14 protein-coding genes are annotated in these 21,921 nt (G+C 48.4%); 8 read left to right on the top strand and 6 right to left on the bottom strand.

All coding sequences use genetic code 11. The annotated features are described in order from the left end of the window. Positions 1 to 813, bottom strand: coding sequence for a porin family protein (locus B9Y77_RS14780; protein ID WP_085492211.1), 813 nt, complete (start codon positions 811 to 813; stop codon positions 1 to 3). Positions 814 to 1,010: 197 nt separating this feature from the next. Here B9Y77_RS14780 and B9Y77_RS14775 point away from each other — a divergent pair, with 197 nt between their 5' ends. Next, positions 1,011 to 1,331, top strand: coding sequence for an ArsR/SmtB family transcription factor (locus B9Y77_RS14775; protein ID WP_073443327.1), 321 nt, complete (start codon positions 1,011 to 1,013; stop codon positions 1,329 to 1,331). Between the two features lie 2 nt (positions 1,332 to 1,333). After that, a complete protein-coding gene (locus B9Y77_RS14770) occupies positions 1,334 to 2,908 on the top strand; it encodes an SO_0444 family Cu/Zn efflux transporter (protein ID WP_085492210.1) in 1,575 nt (524 codons plus the stop codon). 53 nt (positions 2,909 to 2,961) lie between these two features. On the opposite strand, the gene B9Y77_RS14765 is transcribed toward B9Y77_RS14770, so the two are convergent. Then, entirely contained in the window at positions 2,962 to 5,580 is a 2,619-nt protein-coding gene (locus tag B9Y77_RS14765; protein WP_085492209.1) for a DEAD/DEAH box helicase, read from the bottom strand. A 74-nt stretch (positions 5,581 to 5,654) separates the two neighbouring features. Here B9Y77_RS14765 and rfbA point away from each other — a divergent pair, with 74 nt between their 5' ends. The 6 genes from rfbA to B9Y77_RS14735 all read left to right on the top strand — a co-directional run bounded on the left by rfbA (position 5,655) and on the right by B9Y77_RS14735 (position 11,440). Further along, positions 5,655 to 6,542, top strand: coding sequence for a glucose-1-phosphate thymidylyltransferase RfbA (gene rfbA / locus B9Y77_RS14760; RefSeq protein WP_073443321.1), 888 nt, complete (start codon positions 5,655 to 5,657; stop codon positions 6,540 to 6,542). A gap of 130 nt (positions 6,543 to 6,672) precedes the next feature. Then, positions 6,673 to 7,809, top strand: a complete 1,137-nt coding sequence (locus B9Y77_RS14755; RefSeq protein WP_085492208.1) for a dTDP-glucose 4,6-dehydratase — start codon at positions 6,673 to 6,675, stop codon at positions 7,807 to 7,809. 45 nt (positions 7,810 to 7,854) lie between these two features. Beyond that, on the top strand, positions 7,855 to 8,418 hold the full coding sequence (gene rfbC, locus B9Y77_RS14750) for a dTDP-4-dehydrorhamnose 3,5-epimerase (protein WP_073443185.1): 564 nt from the start codon (positions 7,855 to 7,857) through the stop codon (positions 8,416 to 8,418). Between the two features lie 33 nt (positions 8,419 to 8,451). Beyond that, positions 8,452 to 8,898 carry a low molecular weight protein-tyrosine-phosphatase gene (locus tag B9Y77_RS14745; protein ID WP_014545536.1) on the top strand — a complete coding sequence of 149 codons (447 nt, stop codon included), beginning with the start codon at positions 8,452 to 8,454 and terminating at the stop codon, positions 8,896 to 8,898. A gap of 17 nt (positions 8,899 to 8,915) precedes the next feature. Further along, entirely contained in the window at positions 8,916 to 10,040 is a 1,125-nt protein-coding gene (locus tag B9Y77_RS14740; RefSeq protein WP_085492207.1) for a polysaccharide biosynthesis/export family protein, read from the top strand. A 20-nt stretch (positions 10,041 to 10,060) separates the two neighbouring features. Continuing rightward, positions 10,061 to 11,440: a mannose-1-phosphate guanylyltransferase/mannose-6-phosphate isomerase gene (locus B9Y77_RS14735; RefSeq protein WP_085492206.1), complete on the top strand. Its 1,380-nt coding sequence runs from the start codon at positions 10,061 to 10,063 to the stop codon at positions 11,438 to 11,440. A gap of 141 nt (positions 11,441 to 11,581) precedes the next feature. On the opposite strand, the gene pheS is transcribed toward B9Y77_RS14735, so the two are convergent. The 4 genes from pheS to B9Y77_RS14715 all read right to left on the bottom strand — a co-directional run bounded on the left by pheS (position 11,582) and on the right by B9Y77_RS14715 (position 21,729). Further along, on the bottom strand, positions 11,582 to 12,604 hold the full coding sequence (pheS, locus tag B9Y77_RS14730; protein ID WP_072827927.1) for a phenylalanine--tRNA ligase subunit alpha: 1,023 nt from the start codon (positions 12,602 to 12,604) through the stop codon (positions 11,582 to 11,584). Positions 12,605 to 12,681: 77 nt separating this feature from the next. Continuing rightward, on the bottom strand, positions 12,682 to 12,969 hold the full coding sequence (locus B9Y77_RS14725) for an ArsR/SmtB family transcription factor (RefSeq protein WP_085492205.1): 288 nt from the start codon (positions 12,967 to 12,969) through the stop codon (positions 12,682 to 12,684). 103 nt (positions 12,970 to 13,072) lie between these two features. After that, on the bottom strand, positions 13,073 to 20,338 hold the full coding sequence (locus B9Y77_RS14720) for a pilus assembly PilX N-terminal domain-containing protein (protein WP_085492204.1): 7,266 nt from the start codon (positions 20,336 to 20,338) through the stop codon (positions 13,073 to 13,075). 8 nt (positions 20,339 to 20,346) lie between these two features. Then, complete coding sequence (locus B9Y77_RS14715) at positions 20,347 to 21,729, bottom strand: PulJ/GspJ family protein (RefSeq protein WP_254900064.1); 1,383 nt, start codon at positions 21,727 to 21,729, stop codon at positions 20,347 to 20,349. Positions 21,730 to 21,921: the final 192 nt, after the last annotated feature.

Raw genomic sequence — 21,921 nt, 5'->3', positions numbered from 1 at the left:
TTAAATGAACCAGTAGGTTGCGCCGAACTTGAACATCATCGTGTGGGCGCCCTTCAAGTTGATCGTGGACCAGCTGCCGTTTTGGTCTTTACCAGGCTTGAAGTTGTCGTCAAAGTAGTACTTTACATCGGGGAATACTTCGGTAAATCCCATGTACCAACGGAAGCTAACGCTTAAGTTTTCCAAGACGTAATAACCTAAACCGAAATTGAGACCGAATTCAGCGGTGGATTGTGTGATTTTTTCAAATTCGTTGTCTACGCCGTCAATGGAGTAATCGCTGCTTGTGTTGATGGATAACTGAGGACCGACTTCAAGGAAGAAACCTCCGCCGATAATTCCGCGAATGTAAAGAGACAAATCAAGGAACATCTGGTTGTAGCATCTTTCAACATCGTCGTCGTCATGGCTAAGGTTGAAAAAGCGGAACAAAATTTCAGGAGCGAACTGGAGTCCTTTTACGATGTTGAAACGGGTGGCAACGCCGAATTCACCGCCAAAGCCGGTAGGTTCTTCAAGACCGTCGGAAAGGTCTTCGAATCCCCAGAAATTACCGTAAATGAAGGCGACTCGTGCGCCAAAACCGATGGGGGCTTTTTTCTGGACGGAATATGTTTGTTGTTGTTCGTCGATTGGCATTGCCTCGTTAGCTTGAGCTTCTGTAGCTACAGCTTGTGGGGCGGCTGTTTGAGCCGGGGTTGCTTGCGTTGAAACTGCTTGCGGTGCGTTTTCAATGGGCTGGTCAATCGGTTGTGCGGTTGCGATAGCCGTAGCGCAAAGAGCTGTCAAAATGACTGTTGCAAATTTCTTCATAAAATCTCCTTTTTGAGGCAATCCTGGTGATTAACCCCTAACTTGTAATGAAAATATAATAAAGAAGACTTTGCGTAATTGGGCGGAATCGTCGTTAAGGAGCCATTTTTTATGGAATGATACCTTGCCGTGTTAAATGAAAATATGTATATATGAATTGTTGTTCATATATTTAAACTATTAAAACGGGTATAAATATGCATAAAGAACCGAATACGCAAAATATTTCGATCGATACGCTATTCGAACTGTCGGAGTTTTTCAAGTTCTTTGGCGATACGACGCGCATTCGCGTGATTCATTTGTTGCTTTCGGGCGAGATGTCTGTGAGTGCCATTGCCGAAAAGTTGAACCTTGAACAGTCCGTGGTGAGCCACCAGTTGCGAATTTTGCGCACGGCGAATCTTGTGAAGCCGACTCGTGACGGTCGTAAGATTTATTACTCGCTCGATGATGAGCACATTGGCGAGATTTTCAATACGGGTCTTGCTCACATTTTGCATAAGAAGAAGGTCTAAAAATGAACTTGGTTACTGATTTTGTCTGGGAATTTATCACGCTTTTTTCGGAGATGGCTCCGTTTTTGCTGCTAGGCTTTTTGCTCGCTGGAATTTTGCATGTCTGGGTACCGAATCATTTGTACGTGCCTAAAATTGCAAAGTCGAATTTTGCATCGGTGCTTTGGGCGGCAATTTTTGGGGTCCCGCTTCCGATTTGTAGTTGCGGCGTGATTCCGACTTCGATTGCAATTCGCAAGGAAGGCGCAAGCAAGGGCGCTAGCGTGAGCTTCTTGATTTCGACTCCTGCGACGGGAGTGGATTCCATCTTGGCAACGTATTCGCTGTTGGGACTCCCGTTCGCTATTTTGCGTCCGGTGGCAGCGTTTGTAACGGCTTTGTTTGGCGGTGTTTTGACGAACTTTGCAACTCGCGGAGAAACGGATCGTAACGAATCTGCTGGGAATGCGGCTGTGGGTGCGCATGGCGATTCGGCAAAACATGAACATCATCATGAACACTATCATGATCACGATGAACATTGCGAAAGTGGCGACCATCATCATGAACACGAACATTGCGGTTGTTGCTGTGAAGATGACCATGAACACTGTGAATGCGGCGGCCCTTCGGCAGGCTCAGGGACCTTCACGGGAAAGATTAAAGAAACGTTCCGCTATGGCCTTGTGAATATGGTGGGCGATGTGAGCAAGTGGCTCATGATCGGTCTTGTGCTTGGTGCGTTGATTTCTGCATTTGTCCCGAATGAACTGTTCCTTGCATTGCGTGAATACCCGATTCTCTGCATGGTCTGCGTGCTGCTTTTGGCAATGCCGATGTACACGTGCGCCACGGGTTCTATTCCGCTTGCGCTCGCCCTTGTGGCAAAGGGAATTACTCCGGGGGCGGCTCTTGTGCTTTTGATGGCTGGACCTGCAACGAGTATCGCTTCGATGCTTGTGGTCGGTAAGGCTTTTGGCAAGCGCACGCTCGCAGCTTACTTGTTCTCGATTGCGTTTGGCGCGATGTTCTTTGGCTTTATCGTCGATACGTTCTTTATGGATACGTTCCTCTCGGCGATGCTCCCGCAAGGTGCTGCGGATTGTCATGGGCACGAGGCTTTAGGCGTGTTCGATTACGTTTGCGCTGGACTCTTGGCTGCATTCATGTTGTATGCAAAGTTTGCGCACAAGGGCTGTGACGGTCATTGCGGCTGTGGTTGCGGTTGCGGAGATTCTTGCAAGTGCGCTGACTCTTGCGAGGATGATCACGATCATGACCATTGCGAATGCGGCGAATCTTGTGGATGCCATGAACACGGCGAACATGACCATCATCACAGCGCTTCGGCAGGCTCAGCGACCTTGGTGCATTCCGAACCTGTCTCTAAAACGTATCGTGTGAACGGCATGAATTGCAGCCACTGCAAGGCGTGCGTCGAAAAGGCGGTTCGCCCGCTCGATGGAGTTGTATTTGCTGAAGCCGATGTCGCGAGCAAATCGTTGCACGTGGAATGGCACGACGATGATGATATCGACATTGACTCTTTAAAGACCGCTGTCGAAGAAGCTGGCTTTGAGTTCGCCGGCGAGGCTTAAACTTAAACTTCGCTTAAAACGGAGATGCCCGCTTTCGCGGGCATGACTGTGTTTTAAACTTCGCCGATTCTAACAAGCTTTAACAATGGCATTCCTGCTTCTCGGCTTTCGTCGAGATTGACCGTGAAATCAATGCTCCAGTCGTTGAATCCTTCTTCGTCCTGGAGCATTTGCTGTATCTGCATAATGTTCCCTTCGTACGTGACGATGGTATGGCTGAGTGCTCGGCCTTCCACGTCCATGCGGAACTTGTGATGCTCGGCAGTGTAGGCGGCCATCGTTTCGATGAGCCGTTTTTCTGTCCACGGGGTACCTTCATCATCCGCCAAAAGTTCGCCTTCGGCAAGGTCGTCGGCGAGGCTGTCCAGAACATCCGAAAAGTCCTGCTTTTGCAAACTCATCATAATCTGGAAAATGCGCTGGCGAACCATGTTGAGGAATCGCTTCTTGTCGTAGGTAATGTCCGCGGCAGCCTTGTCTGCACCGAAAGCCTTTTCGACTTCGTCTTCGGAAGCGCCTTCGTCCAAACGCTTCTGGTAATCTTCCGGGTGCGCCATCTTTTCCCATTCTTCGAGCAAACTGGAGTCCACGCGGCGGATCATTTCGCCGAGGTAGTCCTGCATTTCCAGGAGTTCTTCGTTCTTGTAGCCGTCAGGCACAGTCTGCGAAAGTACTTTGTAAACGCCGTTCAAGTGGCGGAGCAAAATCGCTTCCATGCGCTGTAAATTGTACTGCTTCACGTAACCGCTAAACGTCGTGAAATTCTCGAACATCTCGCGCACAATGGACTTGGGTTCAATGTTTTCGTCCACCCACGGGTGAATGTCGGCAAAAGCATCGAACGTGTCGTAAATAAAATCACGCAGCGGTTTCGGGTATTCGACTTTTTCAAGCTCTTCGAGGCGCTGGTTGTATTCCATGCCTTGCGCTTTGAGTTCGTTCATGCGGGCATCGCGAGCCTTGCTCTGCTGGATGCGCAAAATCGCATCGGGATTTTCGAGGATGCTTTCGCACAAGGTTATCACATCAAGCGCGTATTCCGGCGAATCCTTGTCGAGCTTCGGGAGCGTGTCAAGTAAGTACAGCGATAGCGGCTGGTTCATTGAGAAGTCGTCTTGCAAGTTCATGTTCACGCGCAAGTGGCTGTAACCTTCGGCAACGGCGGGCACGAATTCGATAATCTTTTTCTCGACGAGACTCCTGAACAGCAAAAAGGCGCGGTGCTGCAATTGCTTTTTGCTTGCGGCACTTTCATGGCAATCCTTGAGGAGTGCTCGCATAGCGCGGCAACCGTCCGTCGGGCGGCTCAAGATGTTCAAAAGCATTCCGTGGTTTACCTGGAAGCTTGATGTCAGCGGTTCCGGTGCGGATTCAATCAAACGCTTGAACGTGTTTTCGTCAAACGGAATGTAACCATGTTCAGGCGGTTTCCTCTTCTGAAATTTTTTGCCTGTCGTACGCGACTTCGCTTCGAGTTTCAGATTTTCAATGACATGCTCTGGCGCTTGTGCGACAACGTAGCCGACATTGTCGAACCCTTTACGGCCTGCGCGGCCTGCAATCTGGTGGAAATCTCGAGCGGTCAAAATGGCGGTCTTATCACCGCTGTACTTGCAGAGCTGCGTGAAAAGGACTGTGCGAATCGGTACGTTCACGCCCACGCCAAGCGTGTCTGTGCCGCAAATGACCTTGAGCAAACCCTGTTGGGCGAGCTTTTCGCAGAGAATGCGGTACTTCGGCAAAAGTCCCGCGTGGTGAAGCCCAATGCCCTGCTTGAGCCAACGTTTGACGTCCGGGCCATACGGGCTGGAGAATCGAACTTCCTTTATCGCTTCGTTAATCTTGACTTTTTCTTCCTTGGTGCAGAGGTCAAGACTCATAAAGTTCTGTGCATTGCTTGCCGCAGCCGCCTGTGTGAAGTGCACAACGTAAACTGGAGCCTTGCCTTCGTTCACGAGCTTTTGCACTTCGGTCGAAATTTCGGTGGTGCTATAGCTAAAGTCGAGTGGCACCGGACGTTGCGTGGAGCGGACGGTCACGGACTCGCGGCCAGTGTGCTTGGTCATATCGCGTTCGAAAAATTCCGTAGCGCCAACGGTGGCACTCATCAAGAGGAATCTCGATTGCGGGAGTGTCAAAAGCGGAACTTGCCAGGCGACTCCACGTTCCTTGTCGCTGTAATAATGGAACTCGTCCATCACGATGTCTGTGATGGTAAGCGTTTCGCCTTCGCAGAGCGCCATGTTTGAAAGAATTTCTGCCGTGCAGCAGATGATGGGGGCGTCGCGGTTGACGGTTGCATCGCCAGTCGAAAGCCCGACGTTCTCGGCGCCAAATTCCTTACAGAGCGCCATCCATTTTTCGTTCACGAGCGCCTTGATGGGGCAGGTGTAAACGCTTCGGCGGTTGTGCACAAGACTGTCAAAATGCAGAGCAAGTGCGACCATGGATTTTCCACTGCCGGTCGGCGTGTTGAGGATAACGTTCTTGCCGTCTAAAAGTTCCAAAATGGCTTCTTCTTGCGCTGGGTACAACGTAGTCCCGCGGGCTTCGGCCCACGCCATAAATTGTTCCAAAACGTCTTCAGACGAAATATCGGAACGGTGTCCGTTGAACTTTTCAATCAGTTCGTTCAAAAAATCTTTGAGAATTCGCTTGTTTTGCTCTGCCATAATGTGCTAAAAATAACTTTTTGAAAAATCTTTCGTAAGAAGTTTTCTATTTTCGAAAACATAGGAGAATTGTTATGAAAGGAATTGTACTCGCTGGGGGCTCCGGCACACGTCTGTATCCGCTTACGATGGTCACATCGAAGCAACTTTTGCCGGTCTATGATAAGCCGATGATTTATTACCCGCTTTCGACTTTGATGTTGGCGGGCATTCGTGACATTCTCATTATCTCTACACCGACAGATTTGCCGAACTTTGAACGTTTGCTCGGTGACGGCTCTGCTATGGGTCTCAACTTGAGCTATAAGGTACAGCCGAGCCCGGATGGACTTGCCCAGGCTTTCATTTTGGGCGAAGAATTTATCGGTAACGATTGCTGCGCCATGGTGCTTGGCGATAACATCTTCTACGGAAACGGTTTCAGTCAGCTTTTGAAGGCAGCCGTCAAGAACGCCGAAGAAAATGGCCGTGCGAGCGTATTTGGCTACTACGTCGAAGACCCGGAACGTTTTGGCGTTGTGGAATTTGACGATAATGGCAAGGTGATTTCTGTTGAAGAAAAGCCGAAGGAACCGAAGAGCAATTACGCTATTACGGGTCTTTATTTCTATGACAACCGCGTGGCTGGATTTGCCAAGGTGCAAAAACCGAGCGCTCGCGGCGAACTTGAAATTACCGACCTCAACAAGACTTACCTCGACAAGGGCGAACTCGACGTGAAACTCCTCGGTCGTGGTTTTGCTTGGCTTGACACTGGCACGATGGATAGCCTTATCGAAGCGGGCGAATTCGTGAAAATGGTCGAAAACCGCCAGGGTATCCAGATTTCTGCCATCGAAGAAATTGCTTATAAGAATGGCTGGATTAACAAGGAAAAGCTCTTGGAATCTGCAGCCAAGTATGGCAAGTCTCCTTATGGTCAGCACCTCAAAAAGGTTGCCGAAGGGAAGATTCACTATTAGAAATTATGAGTTACTAGTTACTAGAGTTTTTACTTTTTATGCCCGGCATTCCTTGCCGGGTTCTTTTTTGTTTGTTGTCCGCAGAAAAAGTTGCCCTTTACTATATTTCCCTCGTAAATTGGAGAAATTCATGAAACGATCCATCGTAATTACTGGCGGGGCAGGTTTTATTGGGAGCCATGTTGTTCGCCTCTTTGTCAACAAGTACCCTGAATACAATATCATCAACCTCGACAAGCTCACGTATGCGGGCAACCTCGCAAACTTGAAGGATGTCGAAGGCAAGCCGAACTACAAGTTCGTGAAGATGGACATCTGCGACTTTGACGCGTTCTACAAGCTCATGCAGGACGAAAAGGTCGACGGCATCATCCATCTCGCTGCAGAAAGCCATGTGGACCGTTCCATCAAGGACCCGTTCACATTCGCCCGCACGAACGTCATGGGTACTCTCTCCCTCCTCCAGGCTGCAAAGCTCTACTGGGAAAGCCTCCCGGAAAAGTACGAGGGCAAGCGTTTCTATCACATTTCGACCGACGAAGTTTACGGTGCCCTCAAGATGAACCACCCGGAAGGCATCACGCCTCCGTTCACGACTACGGCTTCTAGTTCGGAACATCATTTGGCATACGGTGACGACTTCTTCTACGAAACGACGAAGTACACGCCGCACAGCCCGTATTCCGCTTCGAAGGCTGGCTCCGACCACTTCGTGCGCGCATTCCACGACACTTACGGCATGCCGACGATCGTCACGAACTGCTCCAACAACTACGGCCCGTACCAGTTCCCCGAAAAGCTCATTCCGCTTTTCATCAATAATATCCGCCACAAGAAGCCGCTCCCGGTTTACGGCAAGGGCGAAAACGTCCGCGATTGGCTCTTTGTCGAAGACCACGCCCGCGCGATTGACGTGATTTTCCACAACGGCAAGATTGCCGAAACTTACAACATCGGTGGCTTCAACGAATGGAAGAACATCGATATCATCAAGGTCGTCATCAAGACCGTCGATAAGCTCCTCGGCCGCGCCGAAGGCGAAGACCTGAACCTCATCACGTACGTGACGGACCGCCTCGGTCACGACGCCCGCTACGCTATCGACTCCACCAAGCTCCAGAAGGAACTTGGCTGGGAACCGTCGTTGCAGTTCGAAGAGGGTATCGAAAAGACTGTGCGCTGGTACCTGGACAACCAGGAATGGCTGGACAACATCACTAGCGGCGACTACGAAAAGTATTACGAAAAAATGTACGGAAACAGATAGCCTACGTCATCCTGAGCGAAGCGAAGGATCTATAGGAGATTTATAATGGGAAAGTTTAATTTTATAGATACAGAAATCGAAGGTGTGAAGATTATTGAACCGACGGTGTTTGGCGACGCTCGCGGTTACTTCATGGAAACCTATAGCAAGCGCGACTTTGCCGAAGGTGGCATTGACGTGGACTTTGTTCAAGATAACGAGTCCCGTTCTCGCAAGGGTGTTCTCCGCGGTCTTCACTTCCAGAAGCAGAATCCGCAGGGCAAGCTCGTCCGCGTGATTGAAGGCGAAGTCTTTGACGTGGCTGTGGACCTTCGCAAGAACAGCAAGACTTTTGGCAAGTGGGTGGGCGTTACGCTCTCCGCCGAAAACAAGAAGCAGTTCTACATCCCCGAAGGCTTTGCTCACGGTTTCGTGGTGCTTTCCGAAACGGCGGCTTTTGTTTACAAGTGCACTCGTTTCTACGCTCCGAATGACGAAGGCGGTCTTTTCTGGAACGATCCGGCGGTAGGAATCAAGTGGCCGGTGGGCGATGGTTTTGAACCGCTCCTTTCCGAAAAGGATACCAAGAATCCGCTCCTCAAGGACCTTGGATTCGCTTTTGACCTTTAGAATGTAAAATTATTTTTCTATTATTGTATTATCATGAAAAACATTCTTGTCGTTTGTACTGGGAACATTTGTCGCAGCCCAACAGGGGAGTATCTCTTGAAAAAAGAGCTCGGACCTGACTTTAATGTGATGAGTGCTGGTCTCGGTGCTTTGGTTGATAATCCCGCTCACGAAATCTCTCAGAAAATTGCGTTGCAACATGGCATTGACATGAGTGCACACCGAGCTCGCCAGATCAATTTGGACATCCTCAAGTGGGCTGACTTGATTTTGGTGATGGAAAATGGGCATAAAAGGGAACTTCTGCACAAGTATCCTTGGCTTGAGGGTAAGGTTTTCCGCTATGGTGAATCCCACCAGGTCGATATTCCTGACCCGTACAGGCGTCCAGAAAACGCGTTTGTCTTGGCATGGAACTTCATTTCCAAGCTGACTCCGTATTGGGTGGAAAAGATTAGGCAAAGTGAAGCCTCAAAATAATTCTAAAAAGGTAACCTATGAATAAAATCGGTATAGCTCTTTGTGGTGTCGCCGGCGCTATCTTGAGTGGCTGCTTTGCCGCGCCCCAGATGCGAATGGACGTTCCCACAGATTCCACAACTTACAATGGAATTACATTTAAGTTACATTCCATTGATAACGGTGAAATGGGGGAACCTGTCCCGGTCGCCCAGAATCCGCTTGAAGGCAAGCTTGAAGACCTGATGGTGGATACACTTCCTAGCCTTGAATATAGGATTGGACCTCTGGACCAGGTGCAGGTGGTTGTCTGGGAACATCCGGAACTTACCTCTCCGATGGGTCAGTACCAGCCGGCAGGCCAGAAGGTGACGACTGAAGGTACGCTCTTCTATCCGTACGCAGGCGAACTGAAGGTCGAAGGCCTTACCGCTCAGGAACTCCGTAAAGAAATTACCAAGCGCCTTTCCGACAAGATCCTTAACGATCCTCAGGTCGATGTCCGCGTGACGGGCTACCACAGCCGCAAGGCTTTTGTCACGGGTGCCGTGAACAGACCGGGTTATGTGCATTTTGACGAAAACCCGATGACCATCCCCGATGTGATTGCCGAAGTAGGTGGCTTTAATGAAAAGGCTGACCCGTCTTTTGTCCAGCTCCGTCGTGGCGACAAGGTCTATAACATCGACTACGTCCGCGCTTTCAAGGAAAACATTCCTATAGAACGCATTCTCGTGAAGCCGGATGACCAGCTCTTTGTCCCGCTCAAGTCCGAAATGGAAAGGGATAGAAAGGTATACGTCATGGGTGAAGTTAACAGGACGAGCATTGTCCGCATGGACAACTACCTCTCGTTGGCAGAAGCTCTCACGGCAGCGGGTGGTGTCAATGTCTTGTATGCCGCTCCGAGCGATATCTATGTTATTAGAAATACAACGCCGAACAAGATTGACGTCTATCAGTTGAATGCCAAGAATGCCATGGCTCTTGCGATGGCTGACCGCTTTGAACTGAATCCGCGTGATATCGTGTACGTCGACGCTTCTGGTCTCGGTACCTGGAATCGCCTTCTTAGCTTGATCATGCCGACCATGCAGGCTATTTACACGTCTACTAACGTTGTTCAGAACATCCAGGAAATTAATAACGCTGGTTGGAAGTAATCGGCGGCTAGGGTAAAGTTATGATTAACCTTATTTTGTGTGGTGGTAGCGGAACGCGCCTTTGGCCGATTAGCCGCTCCCTCATGCCGAAGCAGTTCGCCCGTCTTTTTGACGGTGCGTCCCTGTTCCAGCGCACGGTAAAGACGAACTCCCGTATTTGCAGTGCCCAGTACATCGTGAGCAATGCTGAACAGTATTTCTTGGCGAAAGACCAGCTCGAAGAAGTCGGTGCCAACAATGTCCGCTTCCTCTTGGAACCGGTGGGCCGCAATACGGCTCCGGCAATCGCTCTTGCTTGCCTTGGCCTTGATCCGAACGATATCGTTCTCGTGTCTCCGTCGGATCACGTGATTCGCAAGGCTGAAGCTTACGAAGAATGCTTGCGCAAGGCTGAAGAATTTGCAAAGAAAGGTTTCATGGTCACGTTCGGTATCACGCCGACGGGTCCGGAAACGGGTTACGGCTATATCGAAGCGAATGGCGATGATGTCAAGCGCTTTGTTGAAAAGCCTGACTTGGAAACTGCAAAGAAGTACGTTGCTTCCGGAAGGTTCTTCTGGAACAGCGGTATCTTCTGCTTCAAGGCTTCGACGTTCCTCGATGAACTTTCGACGTATTCTCCGGATATCTTGACCGCTGCAAAGATTGCCTTTGCCAACGCCAAGAAAGAAAACAAGGATGCTCTCGTCCGTGTCGACCACGAAGACATGATGAACATTCCTTCGAACTCGATTGACTACGCCGTGATGGAAAAGTCTGCCAAGGTGAAGGTCGTGCCGAGCGATATCGGTTGGTCTGATCTCGGCGCTTTCGATTCCCTCTATGGTGAATTCGACCACGACGAAAACGGCAATAACATAAACGCAAAGCACTTGGGCATTGGTTCCAAGAATTCTCTTGTGCTCGGTGGTCAGCGTCAGATTTGCACGATTGATTTGGACAATATGCTCATTGTCGATACGCCGGATGCTCTCTTGGTCGCTCCTCTTGCGAGCAGCCAGAAGGTCAAGAAGGTCGTCGACGAGCTCAAGGCTCGCGGCTCCGACTTGCCGAAGGTCCCGCAGACGGTCAACCGTCCGTGGGGTACGTACTCCGTGCTCGAATCTACGGACCGCTACAAGATGAAGCGCATCGTTGTTCGTCCGGGCGAACGCCTCTCGTTGCAGAAGCATTTGCACCGTTCGGAACACTGGGTCGTTGTGAGCGGAACTGCAACATGCACCGTTGGTGACAAGGTGTTCTACGTGCGTCCGAATGAATCGACTTACATTCCGTCTGGAACGATTCACCGCTTGCAGAACGAAGGCAAGCTCCCGCTTGTGATTGTTGAAGTCCAGGTCGGCGAATACACCGGCGAAGACGACATCATCCGCGTGCAGGACGACTACAAGCGCTCGTAAACATGTGGCGGGCTTTGCCCGCTTCTGTCATCCTGAGCGAAGTCGAAGGATCTAAAAAAATGGCGGGCTTTTAGCCCGCTATTTTTGTACCCACGAAAAAAGCGAACCTCAACGGTTCGCTTTTTTAATCTTTCGTCTAAACTAGAACTGGCTCAGGAATCTCTGATCGTTGGCGGTCAGGAGACCGATTTCCGGAATCTCGTGGCGGAGCATGGCGATACGGTCAAGACCGAAACCGAATGCAAAGCCCGTGAACTTTTCAGAGTCGATACCGCAGTTCTTGAACACGTTCGGGTCCACAGAGCCGCAACCACCGATTTCCATCCAGCCCGTGCCCTTGCAACGACGGCAGCCCTTGCCACCGCAGAACACGCAGCTCACGTCCATTTCTGCAGACGGTTCCGTGAACGGGAAGAAGCTCGGACGGAAGCGAGTTTTGACGCCTGCGCCAAAGAGTTTGTTCATGAACACCTGGAGCACGCCCTTGAGGTCGGCGAAGCTAATGTTTTCGTCAACGACAAGACCTTCGCACTGCTGGAACATCGGAGCGTGGGTCGCATCGTTGTCGACGCGGAACACGTGGCCCGGAGCGATCATGCGGAAAGGCGGCTTGTGCGTTTCCATGTAGTGAATCTGGGTGCCAGACGTGTGCGTGCGGAGCATGACCTTGTTGTCCACGTAGAACGTGTCCTGCATGTCGCGGCTCGGGTGGTCAGGCGGAGTGTTGAGAGCTTCAAAGTTGTACCAATCCGTTTCGATGTCACGACCGAAGTCCACATCAAAACCCATCTGCGCAAAGAAGTCGATGATTTCTTCGCGGACGTCGTACAGCGGGTGCGTAGAACCGGCAGCGATGCCAGCGCCCGGGAGCGTGATATCGACAGCGCCGCTAGCGAGCTTCTTCTGGAGAGCGGCTTCGTTTGCGGTTTCGATAGCCTTGTCGATAGCTTCGGAAACGGCAACCTTCAGTTCGTTCACGAGCTTGCCGTAAGCGGGGCGTTCTTCGGCGCTCAAGGAACCCATCTGCTTCATGAGGTCCGTGACGGCGCCCTTCTTGCCGAGGTACTTTACGCGGAGATTATTGACCGCTTCTTGATTGGTGAGGTCCGTTTGTGCAAGTTCTGCATCAAAGGCCTGCTTGACATTGTTAATAGCTTCACTCATAGTACGGCGAAATTTAGAAAAATAGCGGCTTACTTGCACGAGTTTCGCCTAAAAAATCGACTTTTGCCACAATGGAACTACAAATCCTCGTTACATATCTCGCCGAGCGCTGCCTGAAGTTCGAAAATAGTGTCTGGATTCAGGCTGTATAATATCTTTTGCCCAATGCGGTCCGCGATTACGAATTTTCCATCGACAAGAGCCTTCATGTCGTGCGAAAGAGTTGGCTGCGATACCCGAAATTCTTTTAAAATATCGGTGGCGCACATTTCTCCATTGGATAGCAAGTAGATGATTTTGAGGCGTTTCGGATCTGCCATGACCTTAAGCTGTTTTGCAATTTTTGTGTAGTTGATCTTTACCATGTATAGAAATATAGAAATTTCTCTATATATTGAAATAGAATTTTTCCTTACATAACAAAAAAGCTCCCTGGTGGGGGAGCTTTTTAGGTGGTAATGAAAAATTTTAGTTTTTCCAGTCGCAATCTGCAATTGTCATATCAGCGGTGGATTTTAAGTAGATTCTACAGGCTCCAATATTAATCTTTTCATACCAGTAGTTATCATATTGGAACGTGTATGTTTGTGTATTCCCTGAACAATCCGTGTATGTCATTTTTGTTCCGGCAACAGGAGCGGAGAAATTCCAACTGCCTGTATTTGCACCATCTGTTCCGAAATAACAACTAAAGGTATAACAAGTATTCGCTGATACTGAATGATTTCCATTACCTGTGAGATCTGTTGAATTGTTGGTGTTGCAATCAAATGTTATTTCCTCAGCAGATTTTTTACAATTATACCACCCAATTTGCGTATATGAATAATCCCCAGCTGTAGCACACACTGTTATATAGCCATCATCAGCGGCGGAATACTCCTTTGTCATGATATTATTTTCACCCATTTCAGCTTCATTCCCATTAACACAGAATGCACGCCCATTAGCACTACTTGACTGTACAGTAACTTTTGAAGCCTTTATTTTTACACATCTTGCACCCGTACCCCAATTTTTGATATCGCCCTTTCCGTCATTAGTTTGGCATTCCCATTCATAAGGATTGGGGTCTGTCGGACACGTTAAAGGATCTTCCGTATTATTAATTGTGATGTTTCTTGAACAACTTGCTCCATAATTATTGTCTCCGCATGTACAGGCTAAAGTTAATGTCTTTCCTCCGGCAACCCTTGCCATTTTTGGTAATTCAATAGTGTTCGAGTTATCGGGGAAATATACGCTTTGAGTCCCCGAATCATAAGTGTAATAGCAATTCCAGCAATTTTGATTTCTAGTTGCAGTAAATGTGTAATACGCCTTTTTATTAAGTTCAGACGGAGTCACTGAGCAAGAAAGCATTGGTTCAATAGTTACGCTTCCTTCGCATATCTTGCTCGTACCGCTTGTCACGGAGTAACTGTAAGTGCCTGGAGTTGTAGGTGCGGTTCTCGTATTATTCCAACAATTGCTTGGTGCACAGTCTATGGGTTGGCTATTCCCGTTTAACGTCCATGTGTATCGTGTGTTTTTTGTAACCCCGGACACGTTCATCTCAATCTGTTGCCCTTCGTACATGTTTCCGGATATGTGGCATGCGCCCGATGTTTCTTCGTTCACTGTAACAGGAACATCGCAAATCTTTTCGTTATTGTAGTAAAGGCTGTAAGTGTAGTCACCGGCGGCGAGTTTTCCCAAATTTTGGATGTTCGTCAAATTAGACCAGTTGCTCAATGTCGCTGAGCCCAATTGTGTTTCACCTTGTTTCAGTGTAACTGGATATTGCTTTTCGACACTTTCGTTGTTTCGAGCAAGGAAATACAGATTGTCCGAAATGGATACCGGATCAGAGGTAAATCCATTCGGGTTTGTCGAAATACCGCATGTTACTGATGGGGGAATGTCGTCTGCGTTTCTTTGAACTTTGAAGCTTGCGCTACAGTCTTTAAAAGGTGCACGGCTTGCGGTGCTCTTCACGGTGTAAGTGTGTTCGCAACCTTCGGTCCTGTCGCAAGATTCGCTTTGGTTTGCGGAATGGCGAGCGGCTGTCTTTTCCGTTCCTGTTGCAAACGGAGTGTATCCGTTGTCCAAATAGATTTCATAGCCACAGCCTGCGCCAGGGCATCCGCTGAAGTTGACGTTAAATGTCGGGAATCTTGCTCCGCTTGCTACAGCGCTAATGACCGAGCAATCAACGCCGATGAGTCCAATCGGGTCCGGAGAGACCGAGCATTGCTTTGAGAATGTTTGGCCGGATGTGCCTGTAATTGTTGCGTTAAAGACGTACGATTTCCCCTGATGACTGTAAACGGTTGGATCAGGAATGCTGAGTGTTGCCATGTCGCCATTCCATACAATAGCATCGTTACCTGTGGCATCTTTAGTTTGATTAATGAGGGTAGAGCCGTCGACAGTTGCCGTAATCTGTTGTTTTGAAATTAGTCTCTTGTTCTTGTTTGTCACCTGTGTTGTCACGTTCCAATTGTCACCATCGTATTCCGCTTTACAGTAGGTTATGCCGATGGCTTTGGCGCAAGTGCTTGTAATCAATGTTACCGTAACACTTGTAGAACCGTGATTTTTCAAGACAATCTGTTTTACGTTTTCAGGGTCGAAACCGTTTGAACCTGTAGCAAATTCTTGCATGATGTTGAACGATCCTGTTGTTCCGCTCATGCTGACAGAATGGCTTTCGTGATCGTATTCGCCCCAGTTATCGCTTTCGCTGACCAACCAGATTTCTACTTCGTTGTTGTCGGTGTTCTCGAGCGTTACGTGGAGTGTTGCAGCTCTGAGGTTTTGCTTGTTCTCGAAAACGATGGTTTCTTCAAGGCTTCCGATGCTTTTTGAACCGCTAAAGAGGTCTTGATGCGCTAAGCAGTCCGTAAATTCACCAGTCCAGAAAGCACCGCAATGAGCGCGTTCCTTGTCGGATGTGACCCCCCAGGCCATGGCGGTTTCGTCGATGTTCGTGCAGTTCCCGAGCCATGCTTTTGCTGTTTTGTATTCAGTTCCTGCTTCGGTGTAGCCGTGAGCGCCAATTCCACTCTTGTCGAACTTGTAACCGTCATTGCAGGATTCGCCATCGCAAGTTGTTCTGGCGTCATTGCCGTTGTAGTAGTAATAGAGCGGTGTACAGCCCTTGGAATCGAACCATCCAGAATGGCCAACCCAAGGTTTAACAAGCGTATCTATTTTGATGACTCCATCTGTTGCCACTGCTGCAAACGAGCATTTGACGGTGGGGTAGGTATCATAGCATTCAGAATTGTAAGTGGCGCTCTTCCAACCTATGCCGTAGATTTTGAAGTTTGGGTCACCGAGGCTAAATCCGACGTATTCATGGGCCGCATCGGCCAGCGGGTTGTTGAATTCCGAAAGGTCGAACGAACATTCATATTCCGACGGAGAGTCGTTATAGAAGTCCCCGATGTTTGCGCGTACTTCGATTTTTCCCGATGCCGTGATGCTGATGGTCGCCATGACCATCTTTGATGTGGACACATTAGCTTTGTAACCATTGCTGTTGGTCAATGTGGAAGTCAAACTTGTCGTGCCTTTCCAGAGCTGCGCTTCAAGATTTCCGCTGCTGTTTTCGTACAGGTTCAACATGAAGTAGTCGTTTCCGTACGTGTTGGCACGGAGCATGAACCCGGAGTTCTTGATGTTGGAAGAAGAATTGTCATAGCTGGTCGTTACGCGTGGTACGTTGATCAAGGCTTTGAGCGTGCCTAAGATACCTGCGTTCACCGTGCTAAGGACCATAACCGGATTTCTGGTGGACTGTTTCTGCTTCTTGACTGCAGATTTGTCGATGTGGATTTCGCCACTAGAGCCGACGACAATTTGTGATAAATAACCCGAAATCAAGTGCCATTTCGCATTCGGGTACAAGCTGTTTCCGTCTATGGCGCCTGTACATGTAGAATAGATGTCGTTGTTGCTGCATTTGTCAATGCAGTATTGCACATCGTCTCCGCATTCTACGCTGTTTCGCTTGAACTCGTCAAAGAAACAGTGCTTGTCGTTTTCGCCAAAGTATGCTATTAATTCGGTATTGTCGTCAGAAATTGTGAATGCGTCGAATTCCTTACTCGTGTTGGCATCGTCGGTAGTTGGGCAACTTCCGCCGGTACATTTCCAATAACTGAACTCGTTGGAGTCATCGTTGTCTTCAAGGGCGGCTTTCACACTCTCGCCTTTGAAAATCGAGAATGTACACGTCTTTGTGGATGTTTCTTCATTGTTTCTTGCATCGTCGTAGCGGCATTGTTCGTTTCGACTACCGTAATTACTATCGATATACAGGGTTATTGTCGGATTATTGCCAGATCCTACGTTGCCTTTAAAGCCCACGGTGAATGTTCTTTTTTTCGCCTTGGCGCTTGCTCGCAAGGTGTAGTTCCTGTTTGCTTGCACTGCGTTTGCGGCAATTGAGTTATCTGTTTCTGGGATAATCGTTACGCAGTCGCTGCTGTTGCTTGTGCCCGTGAGGGTGACGCTTTGTGTGTTGCCGACGGTAATCACCCAGGAGCTGTTGTCTATCAAGTTGATGAATGATGTTCCGGAGGGTTCTACCCACACTCCAGAAACGTCGCAGTCGGGCCAGTATGATTCGTAATTTGAGGGGCAGCTTCCCGAATGGTTGTCGCAGTATTCCTTGATATCTGTTGAAGAAACTTCTTCACGGTTCAACTGCGCGCTTGATGCAATGTAGAGTTCTGTTGAGGAGGGCGAGCCAGGAATGTAGCCTTCTCCTGGGAGCAACTGGAACAGTAATGTTCCTTTTACGGCATTTGAAGTCTTTATGGTGGCTATAGTCGGTGTGGTTTGCGAAGAATTGGCCACTAGTTTAAGTGTGCAAGACGTCCCATTGCGCGTGACGTTGTCGCCCAAAGAAACATAGGACCATGCTTCATTTTCGACGTCGGGGCAATAGAAGTTTACGGTAAGTTCTGCCGCATGTGCAGGGACGACAAGCTTGACTTCTTCTTGGTCGTCGGAATCCATTTCTTCGGATTCTTTTTCGAATACGATAGTTGTGGTTCCACGGGTGTCTTTGCCGATGTGGACCCAGAAGGGGATGCTTGGGTAACCGCTTGCAGCCGCAGTGCAAGTATAGAGGCCTCTGCTGAGTGCTGTTCCCATATAGAGGCTCCCTGTTGTAGACAGTGTTCCCGGCCCAGAGCAAGATACGTTTACATCTGATTTTCTCAAGGCCGCGCCATTGCTGTTGAGCGTTTGTACGTTGTAGTAGTCGGTCAGCTGTCCGTAGGGGTCGCTAGGCAGGTAAATGATTCGCGGAAGCACGATGAAAGATGGCGAAAGTTCTGTAATGTTGTTGCTGTTTGCTTGTGGGGTGGCTTCTGAACTCTTGTTCTGGGATTCCAGTCTTACGCCCAATTGCGGAGCCATTGAAATGTAATAAGTATCAAATTGATTTACGGTCGTTTCAGACGAAGACGAGGCCGACTCTGGAGTTCCTGTTGTAGAACCCCCGCAAGAACTTTCGCCTACAGAAGCGTTACAGATGACGGCGTTTGCCGACAAATCGTTCATCATGTCGTCGTTGAAAACCAAGGATCGGGTCTTGAAATCGCCTACTTTTGCGCAGTTGTCTGCGGTTGCATAAACCGAGCCGCTGAAAGTAGAATTGTTAAACAATAACCCGCCAATATCTTTTTTGGTGTAGATGAAGTAATTGTATATGCCGTTGTCATCTGCAGGTTGAAGCGTGGAACTTGCGCCTTCTGTCAGATAGAGGAGTACGTATGAATCTGCCGTAGTCGGGGGCAATTTTTGCATTCCTAAAGCGTCTGTCACGACAATGATAAACTTGCCCTTTAAGGGAGTTTTAGGATCTTTAATTTCGCCACGATTATAAACTTTGACGACTTGATAACCGTTGTAAAGGTTGTTCTTGTAATTGTTTGGATCCTCGCTGTTTTTTTTATAACACGAGTTGAGCTTGTCGCTCATTGTGTTGCCCCATGTGTATACTTCGGGACAGTTTTTGTTTGCGTACGGTATGAACTTGTTGTAGGCTGTGACGAGAATGTCATCGACTTTGTAGCTAGCCCCGTCGCAGCCTTCTTTCTTTTTCCAGAGCTTGTTGCAATAGGTTTTGACGGATTCGGCGCATTCAAAAGGTTGGCTTGCCGGTAATTCGCTTGATACGGTTCCCTGGGATTTAAACCACGGGGTAACTCGGCATTCGGGGCGCCACTTATCTGGAGTCGCCTTGCAGTATGGCGAGCCTGTTGGCGTACCGTTTTCGTAATTCAAGAAGTTGTTTTTTTCTGGGGTGTAGCCATACGATCCCCAATAGCCTCTTTGGGGGGTGTAAAAAACTTTGTTTCCGACATAATAGTTGGCGTAATACGCTTGTGCGCCCCAGCCCCATCCTCCTGCATTTGAAACGATGTAGTCAACATCTTGGCCTTGACCGTTGTAGTAGTAGAGGTAATAAGCGTCCTGTTTATTCTTCATGTGGGGTTTTAAATCAGGGTATGGGCGGGTTGTCTTGTTATCCCATTTTGCTTGGGCGCCGTAATAGTAGGACCCTTTGTAATAGGTATTCTTTTCGATAAACGTTCTGTTGTTTCTGAGCGTTACGTAATCAGCGATGGGGTGGGCGCTCTTGATGTAAACTTTGGAATCCTTTTTGTTACCTAGAATAATCTTGTTGTATTCGCCTTCGTTGTCTTCTCCGTTTGTAATCCATATGGGGTATGTCGATTCGGCCCAAACGTTTCCGCCGACGAGAAAATCACGTGCGGGATTTTTTTCGCTAATGAGAACTTGGCCGTTTTCCCCTAAGCACATGTTCCCTGCGACACGGGAATCGTGCGCTGAAAAGTTTGTATACCATGTGCCGTTGAGTGTCAGATTTTTCTGGAATTTTTGATCGCCTGTACTTGGTGCGTCAAGATTTCCTTCTATATAAACGTTGCCTGTGACGTTCGCGTTATAGAGGCCTGCTGCTTCAGAGTTTGTCGGGAACGTGAAACTGGTCGCGTTGCCTCCGACGTAGAAGTCATTGCCGAGTACACCGTTGTTGGCATTGAGGTTTCCTCCGATGCATGCCGTTGTTCCTGCACCGACTGAACTACCGGTTATATTGACATCTCCTGTAACGATAAGATCGTCATCGGTGTATACGGGGTTAGATCCGTTTAGATTGCCATTGACTAGCAACGAGTATGCTTTTGAATGACCTTCTGTGTGCGTAGAACCACCAAAGTAATTGTACCTGAACGGAATGGCGCTATAATCGTTTTCTTCAAAAAGCCTGACTCGATACAAACCGTCTATGTTAAAGATGGCGGTTTCGTTCCATTGGGTGTTGTTCCTAGATTCGCCGGAGGAAAGAATTTTTAATTTGAACGTGGTCTTTTCGGTGTTCACACCTGTAAGCCATACGTGGTAGTTTTGCCCAGCGCGTTGCAACGGGCGTAACCTTGCGTCAAGGTTTATGGGCTTGTTGCCTCCGTCAATGAATGATTTTATCAATGCACCGACATCATTCGCGTGGAATGTCATCCACATTCGGGCGCTTTCGATACCAGCCTGTGAACTTTGATAAGCTTCTTGCTGGCGCATTCTGCTTTCGCTAGAGCGTCCTTGACTTGTGAGCAACTTATAGGTGGCTGTTGCCGCAATAGTTGCAATAAGCATTAGCATCAGTACGGTGATAAGAGATACACCGGATTTCATATTTCTTTGCTTAAACATAAATCCTCCTAATCGCGTGGACCGTTGCTTGGTGCAGGAACAACCAGTTCAACATGTCCGGCCTCACCTCTGTTTGTAATATCCAGATCCAGCAGAAACGCCTTGACGTTCTGCTTGTCGCTTTTGTTAGCTTCGAAATCGTAATTTTCGAATTTATAGTTTGCACTGGGTATCTTTAGGACTTTCAATTTTGTGATGGATATTTTCCCTTGCGATACGAGAGGGGAATAGCAGGCGAACGTGAATGCGATACACGCTTTTGTAAACTTATCTGGGACAGAAAAACGCATGGAGCGCTCTCCGCTCCCTTCGTTCTTGACGCCCAAAGGTGGGAAAAATGCAAAATCACTAAATTTGGTGGCTGGCTCGCCATATGTAAAGGATGTCCCTGTTTCGAGACTTCTCAAACCGACTGCCATATGGTCTTCGCCTGGAACGAACAGCTTGCTTTTATCCGCATTTTCGTCTGTGGGTAGGATTTCGAATGAAATTTCATATTCGTTGTTCGGTTCAAAAGTAAAGTTGTTGCCTTCTTGGGCGCAAAGAGTCTGCCACGAAAAATCCGAGAATGTTTCGTTACGGACTGCGATAACTTCGTTGATCTTTCGGGCGGCTTCGCTTTTTATGGTTTGCATGTTTTGGTCGTAGTTCTGGTAAAATCCGGATATGGTCTGTGTGTTTCCGCCTTTGTGCATTTCTCCTGCTTCATTGCTCACGATAGGCATCTCACGGTCTCCGTCATTTCTACCGACGAATTTGAATTCGGATTCGCCTACGGCTGGGAATAGCTGGATGTTGTTCCCTACAACGCCGGGTTTTCCTGGAGTGATTTTGAACTTGCTCACGCCTGATGCCATTTCGATGTTGTTGGGCTCCGATGTCGCACCGTCGGTACAGGGGTCGTCGTCAGGGAGTGTCGTTTTCTTTTCGATGACTTTGCAATTGCGCCAAAGCGATCCGTCTTGGACGAACCAGGCAATTTGCTCGACGGCGACGTAATGTCCGGATTCATCGTAACGTAAACGTCGAATAGTAAGGCTATCGAAACCGTCTTTGGTCACGACAGAAAAAGAGGACGAATCTTTATTGTCGCTGTTGGGATCCATGTAAACGTTCGAGTAGATATTGCTGAACTTGTTGCCGTATTCTGCTCCAGATTCCGAGGCTCCATCTTCCATGGAAGTCTTTGCCCCTGTTTGTGCGATATCAGCCTTGAATATGGATGCCACCTTTTCTGCGGTTTCCGAAGCCTGCAACATGCTCTGTGTGCGCATTCGCATCTTGGTGCTGTCGCTGAACGCCTGACCCGCGATGAGAACAATACCTCCAAGAAGGGCGATGTAGACCATCAACTCGATGAGGGTAAAGCCTGCTTTGGTAGACCTGGGCATTCTTGTACCCTTGTCCAATACTTGACTTAAAAACTCCATATTCTGCCCTCGTTACCCTTTTTTTGTAATTGCCGTAAAACCATGCTTTTATGCATGATTCCTGTTAATTTAAAAATAAGTTTTATGTATGAAAAAGTGATAAAAAAAATCTTTTTTATTGTCTGATTTCACCTGAAAAATGATGAAAATCAA

Origin of the sequence: Fibrobacter sp. UWB13, assembly GCF_900177805.1 — a bacterium.
GTDB lineage: Bacteria > Fibrobacterota > Fibrobacteria > Fibrobacterales > Fibrobacteraceae > Fibrobacter.
The sequence above is the reverse complement of the archived record's forward strand: the minus strand, read 5'-3'. Positions and strand labels throughout refer to the sequence as shown.